13 protein-coding genes are annotated in these 12,914 nt (G+C 65.4%); 7 read left to right on the top strand and 6 right to left on the bottom strand.

Annotated elements, in window-relative coordinates; all coding sequences use genetic code 11:
* On the bottom strand, window positions 1–483 hold the full coding sequence (locus tag CS1GBM3_RS03285) for an Lrp/AsnC family transcriptional regulator (protein WP_072391345.1): 483 nt from the start codon (window positions 481–483) through the stop codon (window positions 1–3).
* Between the two features lie 146 nt (window positions 484–629).
* Here CS1GBM3_RS03285 and CS1GBM3_RS03280 point away from each other — a divergent pair, with 146 nt between their 5' ends.
* Both CS1GBM3_RS03280 and CS1GBM3_RS03275 read left to right on the top strand, forming a co-directional pair.
* Window positions 630–1,670, top strand: coding sequence for a mitochondrial fission ELM1 family protein (locus CS1GBM3_RS03280; protein WP_072391342.1), 1,041 nt, complete (start codon window positions 630–632; stop codon window positions 1,668–1,670).
* 4 nt (window positions 1,671–1,674) lie between these two features.
* Complete coding sequence (locus CS1GBM3_RS03275; protein WP_072391339.1) at window positions 1,675–2,448, top strand: CPBP family intramembrane glutamic endopeptidase; 774 nt, start codon at window positions 1,675–1,677, stop codon at window positions 2,446–2,448.
* 9 nt (window positions 2,449–2,457) lie between these two features.
* Here the strand turns inward: CS1GBM3_RS03275 and CS1GBM3_RS03270 are convergent, their stop codons facing one another.
* The gene (locus tag CS1GBM3_RS03270) at window positions 2,458–3,162 is read right to left on the bottom strand and encodes a DUF1003 domain-containing protein (protein ID WP_072391336.1); all 705 of its coding nucleotides are present in this window, start codon (window positions 3,160–3,162) and stop codon (window positions 2,458–2,460) included.
* 175 nt (window positions 3,163–3,337) lie between these two features.
* On the opposite strand from CS1GBM3_RS03270, the gene ettA reads away from it, so the two are divergent.
* Together ettA and CS1GBM3_RS03260 are read left to right on the top strand one after the other, a co-directional pair.
* Window positions 3,338–4,999 carry an energy-dependent translational throttle protein EttA gene (gene ettA / locus CS1GBM3_RS03265; protein ID WP_072391333.1) on the top strand — a complete coding sequence of 554 codons (1,662 nt, stop codon included), beginning with the start codon at window positions 3,338–3,340 and terminating at the stop codon, window positions 4,997–4,999.
* A 162-nt stretch (window positions 5,000–5,161) separates the two neighbouring features.
* The gene (locus tag CS1GBM3_RS03260) at window positions 5,162–5,815 is read left to right on the top strand and encodes a glutathione S-transferase family protein (protein WP_072391331.1); all 654 of its coding nucleotides are present in this window, start codon (window positions 5,162–5,164) and stop codon (window positions 5,813–5,815) included.
* A 28-nt stretch (window positions 5,816–5,843) separates the two neighbouring features.
* Here the strand turns inward: CS1GBM3_RS03260 and CS1GBM3_RS03255 are convergent, their stop codons facing one another.
* A complete protein-coding gene (locus CS1GBM3_RS03255; protein WP_072393564.1) occupies window positions 5,844–6,596 on the bottom strand; it encodes a Crp/Fnr family transcriptional regulator in 753 nt (250 codons plus the stop codon).
* Between the two features lie 118 nt (window positions 6,597–6,714).
* On the opposite strand from CS1GBM3_RS03255, the gene CS1GBM3_RS03250 reads away from it, so the two are divergent.
* Together CS1GBM3_RS03250 and CS1GBM3_RS03245 are read left to right on the top strand one after the other, a co-directional pair.
* Window positions 6,715–7,101, top strand: a complete 387-nt coding sequence (locus CS1GBM3_RS03250; protein ID WP_072391328.1) for a response regulator — start codon at window positions 6,715–6,717, stop codon at window positions 7,099–7,101.
* A gap of 126 nt (window positions 7,102–7,227) precedes the next feature.
* Entirely contained in the window at window positions 7,228–9,000 is a 1,773-nt protein-coding gene (locus CS1GBM3_RS03245) for a glucan ABC transporter ATP-binding protein/ permease (RefSeq protein ID WP_072391325.1), read from the top strand.
* 39 nt (window positions 9,001–9,039) lie between these two features.
* Here CS1GBM3_RS03245 and CS1GBM3_RS03240 read toward each other — a convergent pair whose 3' ends face one another.
* Complete coding sequence (locus tag CS1GBM3_RS03240) at window positions 9,040–9,945, bottom strand: EamA family transporter (protein WP_072391322.1); 906 nt, start codon at window positions 9,943–9,945, stop codon at window positions 9,040–9,042.
* 68 nt (window positions 9,946–10,013) lie between these two features.
* Window positions 10,014–10,487 (bottom strand): DUF983 domain-containing protein, encoded by a 474-nt coding sequence (locus tag CS1GBM3_RS03235; RefSeq protein ID WP_348533596.1) that lies wholly within the window; start codon window positions 10,485–10,487, stop codon window positions 10,014–10,016.
* Between the two features lie 60 nt (window positions 10,488–10,547).
* On the opposite strand from CS1GBM3_RS03235, the gene CS1GBM3_RS03230 reads away from it, so the two are divergent.
* The gene (locus CS1GBM3_RS03230; protein WP_244534538.1) at window positions 10,548–11,882 is read left to right on the top strand and encodes an aminotransferase-like domain-containing protein; all 1,335 of its coding nucleotides are present in this window, start codon (window positions 10,548–10,550) and stop codon (window positions 11,880–11,882) included.
* Between the two features lie 3 nt (window positions 11,883–11,885).
* Here the strand turns inward: CS1GBM3_RS03230 and CS1GBM3_RS03225 are convergent, their stop codons facing one another.
* Entirely contained in the window at window positions 11,886–12,818 is a 933-nt protein-coding gene (locus CS1GBM3_RS03225; RefSeq protein WP_083567001.1) for a hypothetical protein, read from the bottom strand.
* Window positions 12,819–12,914 lie beyond the last annotated feature (96 nt).

Below are 12,914 nucleotides of genomic sequence, written 5' to 3'. Positions count from 1 at the left end.
TTAGTCCTCGTCCGACACCGGTAGCGGCACGCCGGGCGCACGCTTGGCGCGCCGGATGGCGAGGTTGGTCTTCACACTCGCGACGTTGGGTGCAGCCGTCAGCTCCTTGAGCAGGAACTCCTGGAACGAGGGCAGGTCGGGCGCCACGCATTTCAGGATGTAGTCGGCTTCGCCCGAGAGCATGTAGGCTTCGCGCACCATGGGCCAGCCGAGCACAAGGTTCTCGAACGCGTTGAGATCGGGTTCCGCCTGATTGTGCAGGCCGACGAGCGCGAACGCGGTCAGCTCGTAGCCGAGGGCCCGCTCGTCGACGAGCGCCGTGTAGCCCTCGATGACGCCGGCATCCTCGAGCGCGCGCACGCGCCGAAGGCAGGGCGGCGCAGAGAGCCCGACGCGCTGGGCGAGCGCCACGTTGGTCAACGCTCCGTCTGCCATCAGCTCGCGGAGGATGCGCCGGTCGGTTGCGTCAAGTCGGAGGGCCATCGGGATGTCTCAACGAGGCTGCGGAGCCCTTGCTCCGAAGCGCGCAATAAATGAAAAGAAATCATACCACGGAATCACGGTCTATTGCCTGCGGCGCGATTGAATAGTGCCTCGACAGGGAGCTCCGCGGCAAGGCAGGTTGAGACATGGATACGTCACCAGAGGCGGCAGACGGGGAGGGAAGCGGCCGGCACGGCCTACTCGCCGGCGCACGCGCGTGGATCATCAGCGACGGCAAGGCCGGCCACGAGGCCATGTGCCGGGGCGTGGCCGAGACGCTGGGCCTCGCTGTGGAATGGAAACGCGTTGCGCCGACGGGGATCTGGAAAGCGCTGGCGCCGTGGGGGCCGGTGGCGCCGGGTGAGCGCTTTGGCGCCCCGGGCACGCCGTTTGCCCCGCCGTGGCCCGCGATCGCATTGGCCGCAGGCCGCACGACGACGCCCTACATTCGTGCGCTGAAGCGAAAGGCGGGCCTCGCGACATACACCGTGATCCTCATGGATCCGAAGACGGGGCCGGGCACGGCGGACCTGTTCTGGGTTCCCGAGCACGATGCGCGCCGCGGCACCAATGTCGTGACGACGCTCACGGCGCCGCATCCCCTCTCGCCGACGCGCCTTGCGGAGATCCGCGCCGACCCCGATCCGGCCATCACGGCTCTGCCCACGCCGCGCATCGCTGTGCTCGTTGGCGGCCCAAACGACCGTTATCAGTATCCTCCGCACGTCATCGCGCGGCTGATGGACTGCGTGCAATCGCTTGTTGCGCTCGGCGCCGGCCTGATGATCACGACCTCGCGCCGCACGCCGCCCGAGCTTGTGGTTGCGCTGCAAGAGGCCATCCGAGGCACCGGCGCCATCCTCTGGATGGGCGAGGGCCCGAACCCCTATCCTCAGTTCGTCGCCACCGCCGACCTGTTCCTCGTCACCGCCGACAGCGTCAACATGGCCGGCGAGGCCGCAACGACAGGCAAGCCGATCTACGTCTTCGAGCCCCAGGGCGGCGCCGAAAAGTTCACGGCCTTTCATGTCGCGCTGCGCGCCAAAGGCATCACGCGCGAGGCGCCTGACCGCTTCGAGAGCATCGGCACGTGGAGCTACACGCCGCTTTACGCAGCCGATACGATCGCCCGAGAAATCGAGCTGCGCTGGCAGCGCCGCAAACGTCTCCTTCCTGGCCTCACCTGACCCTATGACAACCTTGACCGAGACGGACATCCCGAGAGAACAGCGCACGCTGCGCGCCGGCGGCACGGTGCCGCTGGTGCGCAAGCCTTCGCTCCTGCTTGCCCTGTGGCTCGTGATTGAGATGGCGCTGTTGTTCGGGCTGGCGCCGGTCATCATGAGCTGGCTCGTGCACGGCGAGCGCATTCCGCTGCTGTCCGAGTACATCCCGCCAGGGACGAAGATCCCGGTCTTCGTCGTCTTGCTGCCCGTGCTCGGCATCGCAGCATTTCTGCTGCTGATCGATCCGACCTTCCGCCTGCGGGACGAACTCCGCCGCGGGCTTGGCTGGCGCAATGCGCTTTCCATCGCGCTTATCTTTTTGATCATCGGCGGAGCGGCGACGTGGTGGATCAAGAGCTATCACCCGTCGTGGTTCCTGGAGTTTCCGACCAACCGGCCGGATACCTACACGCGTATCATGTTGGCCTACCCGCTATTCTCGGTCGCCGCGCAGGAACTGCTCTATCGCTCGTTCTTCTTCCACCGCTACGGCCCGCTGTTCGGCAATCACGCGTGGCTGATCGTGATCGTCAACGGGCTGTTGTTCGGCTACGCCCACATCGTCATGAACTCGCCCTTCGCCGTCGCTGCGACCACGCTGGGCGGCCTGATCCTTGCGGCGCGCTATGCCATGACGCGCTCGTTCTGGGCCGTCTTCATCGAGCACACGCTGTGGGGCTGGCTGGTCTTCACTATCGGCCTCGGCCGCTACTTTTTCACCGGCGTATCGAACGTGTAGCGACCCTGCCTATCTCCTTCTGTCCTGCATGATTTCGAGCTGGAGCTGCTGGATCTCGGCGAGCCGCTGCCACTGCTTGTTGATCAGGTGATCGAGCTTCTCGTGCAGATGCCGGATCTCGAGTTCCGCTTTGAGGTTCACCTGGTAGTCGTTGAGCGAGCGCAGGCGGTCTTTTGACTCCTGCCGCTTCTGGCTCATCATGATGATCGGCGCCTGCAAGGCCGCGAGGCACGACAGCACGAGGTTGAGCAGAATGAATGGATAGGGATCGAACGCCGCGCCCGTGCCCTTGGCCGCATTGTACGCCATCCAGATGCCGAGCAGGGCGAGGAAGCTCAGGATGAAGAGCCAGCTCCCTCCGAAACCCGCGAGGTGATCGGAGACGATCTCACCGAACGACCGCCGCTCATCGAAAGCGGCCTCCACATTCTCGGCCAGCGGCTCGTTGCTCTCGAGGCTCTGCGCAACGCGCCGTTCGAGATCGCTGATCTCGCCGCTCTCGTCGCGCAGCATTTCTTCCACATAGAGCGAGCGGAACCGCCGCAGCTCCTGCCGGGAAATAAGGGCGTCGGGTGGCAGGTCCGGATGGTCGCGTCGGATGCGCTCGGCGAGGCTCGGGCGGATCGTCTCGAGGTTGATGAGCTGGCGCCGCGGGAACTCCCCGCCGCTGATTGCGCAGAAGGCTTTCGCCGCGGGGGCATTGGCACGTGACATTGGAAAACCTCACGGAAAGGGGCCGGCCGGAAAAGTGGCGTGCCGCTCCGCAAAGGGCAATGGCCCCCTTGCCTGACGCATCGTTAAGGCGCAGGCGCCGACGATTGAGATTGCCCGGGCGATCAGCTAAAACCCCGGCAACTCCCGAAACCAAATCACGAAAGAGGCGCCCCGAATGGCCGCAGCCCACCAGTACGTCTACCACATGCACAAGGTCTCCAAGACCTACCCCGGCGGCAAGCAGGTCTTGAAGGATATCTCGCTGTCGTTCCTGCCCGGCGCCAAGATCGGCGTCGTAGGCTTGAACGGCGCCGGTAAGTCGACGCTGCTCAAGATCATGTCCGGCACCGTCGACGATTTCTTGGGCGAAGCGAAGCCCGCCGATGGCATCAAGGTCGGCTACCTGCCCCAGGAGCCGGAGCTTGACCCCGATAAGGACGTTCTCGGCAACGCCATGGACGGCGTGGCGGAGAAAAAGGCCATCCTCGATCGGTTCAATGAGATCGCCGCCAACTACTCGGAGGAGACCGCCGACGAGATGACGGCACTACAGGACCAGATCGACGCGCTGGGCCTGTGGGATCTCGACACCCAGGTCGAGCAGGCACTCGACGCGCTGCGTTGTCCGTCGGGCGATGCGGACGTCACGAAGCTGTCTGGCGGTGAGAAGCGGCGCGTGGCCTTGACGCGCCTCCTGCTGTCGAAACCCGACATCCTGCTGCTCGACGAGCCGACCAACCACCTCGACGCCGAAAGCGTCGCTTGGCTCGAGCGCTACCTGAAGGATTATGCGGGCTGTGTCATCCTCGTGACCCACGACCGCTACTTCCTCGACAATCTGACCGACTGGACGCTCGAGCTTGACCGCGGGCAGGGGGTACCGTGGAAAGGCAACTACTCGAGCTGGCTCGAGCAGAAGGCCAAGCGTGCCGAAAGCGAGAAGGCGGCCGAGGAAAGCCGCCAGAAGCAGATGACTCGCGAGTTGGAGTGGATACGGTCTTCGCCGAAAGCTCGTCAGGCCAAATCGAAGGCGCGTATCGCGGCCTACGACAAGCTCGTGGAGCAGGCCGGGCGCGAGGAGGTGGGCAAGGCCTCGTTCCAGATCGCACCGGGCCCGCGCCTCGGCGATATGGTCATCGAGGCCGAAGGGCTGCAGAAGGCATTCGGCGACCGCCTGCTGATCGACGATCTGTCCTTCCAGCTGCCGCCCGGCGGCATCGTCGGCGTCATCGGTCCCAACGGCGCCGGCAAGACGACGCTGTTCAAGATGCTGACCGGCGCCGAGCAGCCGGATGAGGGCTCGATCAAGCTTGGTCCAACCGTGAAGCTCGCCTACGTAGACCAGAGCCGCGATCACCTCGACGACAAGAAGACCGTCTGGGAGGAAATCTCGGGCGGCCTCGATATCATGAAGTTCGGCGACAAGCGCGAGATGTCGTCCCGCGCCTACTGTGGCTGGTTCAACTTCAAGGGCGCGGATCAGCAGAAGAAGGTTGGGCTCCTCTCGGGAGGCGAGCGCAATCGCGTACACCTCGCCAAGATGTTGAAGGAGGGCGGCAACCTGTTGCTGCTCGACGAGCCGACTAACGACCTCGACACCGAGACGCTGGGCGCCCTCGAAGCCGCACTCGAGGACTTCCCCGGATGCGCCGTGGTCATCTCGCACGATCGCTTCTTCCTAGATCGCCTTGCGACCCACATCCTCGCCTTCGAGGGCGACAGCCACGTCGAATGGTTCGAAGGCAACTTCGAGGCCTACGAGGAGGATAAGAAGCGCCGCCTCGGCGATGCTGCCGTCGAGCCGCACCGCATCAAGTTCAAGCGCTTCGAGCGGTAGGAACCCAGCAGCAACAGTTGACAGCGGCGTGCCATCCTCGCGGATCGCACGCCGTATTTTTACAGGCCGCAGCTTCGGTAAGATGCGCGGTGTCCTATGTCGGATCTGGTGCCGCCCAGCCGTCTTGGAGAGGAAGCTAGCAAGCAGCACGGAGGCCGGCCGATGCAACTCTACGCCCATCCCTTTTCCTCCTACTGCCAGAAGGTACTGATCGCGCTCTACGAAACCGCGACGCCCTTTACCTACCGGTTGCTCGGGCCCGACGACCCTGCAACGGGCGCCGAGTGGGCAAAACTCTGGCCGTTGAAACGCATGCCGGTTCTCGTCGATGGAAGCCGAACCGTGCTGGAGTCCAGCAGCATCATCGAATACCTGGACCGGCGCCACACGGCAGAGCAGAAGCTCGTCCCCGCAGACGCCGACACGGCCCTCGAAGCACGCACCATGGTTCGCATCTTCGACAACTACGTCATGACACCGATGCAGAAGATCGTGCTCGACCACCTGCGCCCGCCGACAGAGCGCGATGCCTATGGCGTCAAGCAGGCGCGCGAGATGCTGGACACCGCCTACGGCTGGCTCGACGGCAAGCTCGCCAAGCGCGAATGGGCCGCCGGAGACACGTTCAGCTTGGCTGATTGCTCGGCCGCCCCGTCATTATTCTACGCCGATTGGGCGCATGAGATCGGCATGCGGTTTCCAACGCTGAAAGCCTACCGCGCACGCCTGCTGGCGCGCCCGTCATTCGCCCGCTGTGCCGAGGAAGCGCGTCCATACCGCAAGAACTTCCCGCCCGGCGCACCGGATCGGGATTGACGGCAAAGCCGCGTCGCACGCCCGCCCGCTAAGAGCGGAAATCTTCAGGATACACCCCGCGGAGCACCTCGTCGAAGTGCTCCTTGACGCTTTCATTGCAGGCGCACGAGCGCGCCTCGAGCGCGGCGCGGTCCTGAATGACAAGGGCGCCGCGCCGCGTATCCAGGATGCCGTCGGTCTTGAATGTCTGCACGACGCGGCTTGCATAGCTGCGCCCGACCCCGAGCATCGAGGCCAGCTCCTCGTGCGTGAGCGGCACGATGGAATCGCCCGTGCGCTCCATCGCCGAGATGATCCACTTGGCAGTACGCTGCTCGATGGAGTGGATAGCGTTGCACGCCGTGGATTGGAGGATCTGAGCCAGCACACAGTCGGCATAGCGAGCGAATAGCCCGCGCAACGACGGCGATTGGCGCTTCGCGGCTTCGAGCATCTCGATCGGGAGAATGGCGAACGGCCCGCCGAACTTCACGACGATGCGGCAGTAAGCCGGCAGATGCCCCGAGCTGACGATGCCGCCGACCGCGCCTTCACGGCCGATAAGAACCGTTTCGACATCGTGGCCGTCCTCGTTGGTCACGAGAAACGACACAAGGCTCGGCCCACACGGGAAGTACACCGTCGCCACGTCGTCGCGCGGTTTGTAGAGGAGTTCGCCCGATTGTCGCGTCGAAAACTCGAGATGCGGCGCGATCAGCGCGTAATCGGCCGGTCGCAATGCCCGCAAAAGATTGCTGTCGCACCGCTCATCGAGATCCGTATTGGAGATCTCATCTCCGATCGTCACGCATACCTCACATGTTAGGGACCTCCCCTTCTTGTGTGCACAAGTGCACAGACAGGGCAAGTGCGTTCTGATTGGGTGCGTCCTCAAGCTGAACACTGGCCAGAGGCTATTGATGATCACGTCTGACATTACGAACGAGGCGATGAGCCAGAGCCCGCTTCCTCACGACATCCTGATTGTGGAAGACGACTTCATCATTGCCCTTGATCTCGAGGACATCTTGCGCGGGCTCGGGGTTGCAAATGTGCGGACGGCGAATAATGTGACCCACGCGCTCGCGGCGATCACGGCGGCCACGCCGCAGTTCGGCCTCATCGACGTGAACCTTGGCGGCGAAAAGAGCTTCCCGGTCGCCGAACGGCTCATCGAGCTTGGCGTGCCGTTCGTCTTCACGACGGGCTATGGCGACAATTTTGCGTTTCCACCGCACTTGGCGAATGCGCGCATGGTGACCAAGCCGTACAGCGTCGAGGCCATCCGTGCGGCGATCTTTGTCTAGGGCGGCATCCTTTGCCTTCCGCGTCCGACAGGCACACCCTGCGGAGCGTATTCTCGCCGCGCCGAGATCGGACTAGACTACCCGGACGCCCGAGAACGAGGGCGCCACGGGGATCTCCGCACGCCCATGAGCCTTACTCGCCTTTACACGCGCGCGCTCGGTATGCTCGCGGCAGAGCGCGCGCTCGCCATTCTGCTTGCCGTTGCCTCTGTTGCCATAAGCCTGGTGCAGCTCGCCGAGCCGATCCTGTTCGGCCGCGTGGTCGACGCCCTGTCGCGGGGCGAGGAGGCGTTTCCCACCATCGCACTCTGGGCCGCGATCGGCCTGTTTGGGATCCTGGCCAGCGTCATCGTCGCGGTCTACGCCGATCGCTTGGCCCACCGCCGTCGCCTCGCCGCCATGGCCGAGGCCTTCGAGCGCGCCATGATCTTGCCGCAGGGCTACCACGCCGACCGCGGCTCGGGCGCCGTCATCCGCTCGATCGTTGAGGGAACGGGCGTGCTGTTCTCCGTCTGGCTGCGCGCCATGCGCGAGCAGGTGACGGCCGTCGCGGGCATCATTCTGCTGGTGCCGACGGCCTTCGGCATGGACATGCGCATGGCGGCGATCCTGGCACTTCTGGCCGTCGCCTACGTGATCATGAACATGTTCGTCATGCGCAAGACGATGAGCGGACAGATGAGCGTCGAGCGTTACAACGCGGCCGTGTTCAGCCGCGTCGGCGACGTGATCGGCAACGTGACCGTGGTGCAGAGCTTTGTGCGTTTCAAGGCCGAGGCCGATGCCATGCGCGCCGTGATGAGCGACCTTCTGGCCGCGCAGTATCCGGTGTTGACCTGGTGGGGCCTTCTTACCGTGCTGCAGCGGGCGGCGGCCACAAGCACTATGGTTGCCGTGTTCGCCATGGGCGCGCTCCTGGCCGGCCGCGGCGAGATGACGGTCGGCGAGATCGTCTCGTTCGTCGGCTTCGCAAACCTCTTGATCGGCAAGCTCGACCAGATCTCCGGCTTCGCCACGGCCCTCCACCGCAGCGCCCCGACGCTGACAAGCTATTTCGCGCTGATCGACGAGCCGGAAGGCACGATCGAGAAGGCTAACGCGCACCCGCTGCCGCCAGTCAAAGGCGAGGTGCGCTACGAGGGCGTGAGCTTCCGCTTGCCCGGAACGGGGCAGGGCGTGCACGACCTGGCGGTGACGGCCAGAGCCGGGACGACCGTCGCGCTCGTCGGACCCACGGGATCGGGAAAGTCGACGACGTTGTCGCTTTTGATGCGCCTGCGCACGCCCGACGCCGGACGCATTCTGGTGGATGGCCATGACATCGCGGACGTGACGCTGGCTTCGCTTCGCCACCAGATCTCGGTCGTGTTCCAGGATGCGGGCCTCTTCAACCGCTCGATCGCGGACAATATCGCCATCGGAAAACCCGATGCCACTGTCGCCGGGGTCGAGGCTGCGGCCCGCCTCGCCGAGGCACACGATTTCATCATGAAAAAGCCGGACGGCTACGGCTCTGTCATCGGCGAGCGCGGCGCGGCGCTTTCGGGCGGCGAGCGCCAACGCATCGCCATCGCACGCGCCATGCTGAAGGATGCACCGATCCTCGTGCTCGACGAGGCAACGAGCGCGCTCGACGCCGAGACGGAAGCTCGCATCAAGCGCGCGCTCGATCGCCTGCGCGCAGGACGTACAACCTTCATTATCGCACATCGTCTGTCGACCGTGGCGGACGCCGACGAGATCCTGGTGCTCGACCAGGGCCGTGTTGTCGAGCGCGGCCGCTTCGGAGAGCTGGTCGAGGCCGGTGGCCTGTTCGCGCGCATGGTCGCCGAGGGCGGCTTCACGGTGCCGAAGGAGCTCGAGGAAGAGGTGGAGCGCTCACCCGAAGCGCCGAGTTGATCGAGTGGTGCCGCTTGGCCGAATCCCTCGGCGCACCGCCTAAACGGTGCGCGCGCGTAAGCGGGCGCTGACCCTCGGCCAGAGCAGGTTCAACGCGAGCCCCGTCATGACGAGGCCGGCCGCGGCGAGCTTCCAGTCATCGAGCGGCTCGCCGAGCGCCAGCGCCGAGGCGCCCATGCCGAACACCGGCACCAGAAGCGCCATCGGCGCGACCGCCGCCACCGGATAGCGCGACAGCAGCCAGCCCCACGACGCGTAGCCGAACATCGTGTTGCCGAGCGCCTGCCAGGCGACAGCACCCCAAGTCGCCGCGTCAGCCGCCGCCAGCCCGTCGCGGATGGCGGGCCAGCCTTCGAGAATCAGAGATGTGGCGAGCAAAGGCGGAATGGCGAACAGGCTCGCCCAGACGACATAGGCCAGCATGTCGACGCCCGGCGTCGCGCGTACGACGATATTGCTGCCCGCCCACGCCGCTGCAGCGAGCAGCACGAGCGCTAGCCCGAATGGCGTCGTATGGCTGTCGGTATGCACGAGAATGATGCCGAGACCGCCGAGCGTGATCAAAAGCGCCACGATCTGGAACGGGCGCACGCGCTCCCCACTGAGCACCATCGCGAGCCCGATGGTAAAGAACACCTGCGTCTGCACCACGAGCGAGGCAAGCCCCGGCGTGATATGCCCGTTCATGGCGATGTAGAGAAGGCCGAATTGCCCGGCGCCGACAAGCATGCCGTAGGCGGCGAGGTTTCGCCACGGCACCGCCGGGCGTGGCAGCAGCAAGACGGCAGGCAGCAGCGAGAACAAGAACCGCAACGCCGCGAACAGCAACGGCGGCAGATGCTCAAGGCCGACGTGAATGACCACAAAATTGGAGCCCCAGACGGCCGTCACCGCGAGCGCAAGAAGCGCGTGGCGCAGCGGCAGGCTGTCCGATGAAACGCTCAAAGAGGCGTGCTTTCATTTCGCCCGCGCCGACGGGGCAGGGCAGGCAAGAAGGTGAAGGTTATTGACTGCTAGGGATGGACGGCGACGGTCGCCACACGCGCGGGCCGGCTGGTCGCGAACCCGTGCATGCGCAGCGACCACTGCAGCGCGACGATGAAGCCTTTGACCGGCTGCAGTAGCGCGAGCGTGAGTCCCAGCGTCAGCGGCAGCCAGATGGACAGGTGGAGCCACGTCGGCCATCCGTACTGGAATTCAACCCACAGCACGAGCCCGACGACGATGTGCCCGACGATGGACATCACGATGTAGGCCGGCATGTCGTCGGCGCGATGATGATAGAGTTCCTCGCCGCACGCCTCGCACGTCTCGCTGACCTTGAGGAACTTACGGAAGAGAGCGCCCTCGCCGCAGGCGGGGCAGCGGCACATCGTGCCGCGGAGGAGGGTGACACCCGTGGTTGGCTCTGTGGCGTTCATAGCGACCTCCCGTGTGTTTGCTCTCTTGATGTCTACACGAATAAGTTGGATTGTATGGCTTCGCAATAGCCGAAGTGACCCACTTGTATGGAATGGCTACCTACAATTCATGAGCGCCAGGGGCCATTGTATTTGCGCATTGTCGGCGCCCTGGCCGAGGACATCGCCGCCGGTCGCCTGCATCGGGGCCAGATGCTCCCGACGCATCGCATGCTGGCGCACGCGCTTGGCGTCGACCTCACGACGGTGACGCGCGCCTACGCGGAAGCCCACCGCCAGGGACTGACAGAAGCGACCGTCGGGCGCGGCACGTTCGTGAAAGGGCGCCCGATCGGCGCGCGCACGACGGCATCGCCCGGCATCGATCTGTCCATGAACCTGCCGCCGCAACCGCAGCAGGCCGACCTCGACGTCCGGCTGGCCAAGGCGCTGTCCGATGTGCGTGCTGACGCTGGTCTCGCAGCCTATCTCACCTATCAGCAGCCGGGCGGCACGCCGACCGAGCGGCAGGCCGCGGCCGCGTGGCTCAACGAGCAACTCGCGCTCGACGTGGCGCCCCAGCGGCTTCTGGTGACGCCCGGCACGCAGTCGGCGTTGTTCGCTCTGCTGTTGGCTCTCGCGGCGCCGGGCAGCACCGTGCTGACCGAGCGGATCACCTATCCCGGCTTCAAGTCCGCCGCCGCGGCAGTCGGTGTGCGTTTGATCGGCGTCGAGATGGACGACGAGGGCATCGTGCCCGCCGCGCTCGACAAAGCAGCACGGGCCGGAGACGCGAACATCGTGTTCCTTATGCCGACCATGCACAATCCGACGACAGCCACCATGAGCGCCGAGCGGCGCAAGCGCGTGGCGACGGTCGTGCGTCGCCGTGGACTGACGCTGATCGAGGACGATCCTTACACGTTTCTCGCGCCCGGCCTGCCGCCGGTTTCGAGCCTGATCCCGGAACGGACCTATCTCGCGGCCAGCCTGTCGAAATGCATCGCGCCGGGCTTGCGCATGTCGCTCGTCGTCGCGCCCGACCAGACCGCCGCCGAAAGACTCTGCGGCCTCTTGCGCGCAACGCTGCAGATGCCGGCGCCGCTGATGACGGCGATCGCCGTCCGCTGGATGCGCGACGGTACCGCGAACGCCATAGTTGACGCGATCCGCACAGAGGCTGCGGCGCGCCAGACGATTGCTCACGCGGCGCTCGCCAAGCACGCTTACGCCGCGCATCCGGCCGGCCATCACGTCTGGCTGCCGCTACCGGGCCGGTGGCCCGCGGCCCGCTTCGCCGCGCAACTCCAGGGCCGCGGCTTGGCCGTGGTGACGAGCGACGCCTTCGCGACGGATCAGCCGCCGCCGAACGCGATCCGCTTGGCCCTCGGTGCAGCCCACAGCCGTACGGAGCTCGCGAAGGCGCTCGAGATCCTCGCGGAGGTGCTCGATCAGAGCGCCCCCAACGAGATCGTCGTCTGACCGCTAACGAGCGTGGGCCGATGCAGAGGCAGCAGTGCGCGCACGCCCCGCCGCGGCGATGACCGCCCCCACGGTGTAGATCGCGAGACCCATGGCCGTAGCGGAGGAATAGGCGACGCGGCCTTCGAGCATCTGCAACGCGAGCACGACCACGGGGATCAAGGCGGTCGCCGCGCCAACGGTCAACGCAGAGGTGAGCGCGACAGCCTGTTGCACGGCGTAGATCGGAAAGGCCAGCACGACGAGTCCGAGCGCGACCGCCACGATCATATCGTCGGCGGCCACCGGTCCTTTGTTGTCGAGGCCCACGAGATAGCCCGCGACCGCAAGCAGTAGATAAAGCGGGAAGCGGGCGGCGAACACGCCGGCGGGGCTGACGCCGATCCTGTTCAGCTTGAAGCTGACGAGCAGCATCCAGCTCATGGCAACGCCGGAAAACGCCGCAAGCGAGAGTCCCACGAGCGCCACCACGCCGCCACCGCGTACGAAGCCGGAAAATCCTGCAAGCGTCGACACCGCAAGTACCACGAGACCCAGCACCAGGATGGCAAGCCCGCGGGCCTCCCAGCCGTGCAGCCGCGCTCCCGCTCCATCGCCCCACACGCGCGCCGCCACGATCGTCACCGGAATGATACCCGAGAAGATCGTGAAGGCGACCGCGGGTTCGATGAGCTGGAGAGCGCCGAGGTAGGCGAGCCATCCCGTTGCCGTCGAGATGTTGAGCTGAGCGAGCAGCCTTGGCGCGGCGAGCGCGGCGCGCACCTCGTCCGCCGAGCGCCAAACCACGAAGGCGAGACACGCCAGCGACGACATCCCGAAGACGAGGAGACCGAGCAGAAGCGAGTCCATACGTTGCAGGAAGCTGCCGAACAGCACCGCTTGCGCCGCGTCGAGCACGACGAATGTTGCGCACCAGATCAGGCCGTGAGCACGCATTGGCATAGGGTAAGCCGAAGAAAAAAACCGGCGGGATGAGAGGCCGAAGCCCAACACCGCCGCCGGTTTCGCCAGATGGAAATCCGGAAACTCCGG

It is taken from the genome of Hyphomicrobium sp. CS1GBMeth3, assembly GCF_900117455.1.
GTDB lineage: Bacteria > Pseudomonadota > Alphaproteobacteria > Rhizobiales > Hyphomicrobiaceae > Hyphomicrobium_C.
The sequence above is the reverse complement of the archived record's forward strand: the minus strand, read 5'-3'. Positions and strand labels throughout refer to the sequence as shown.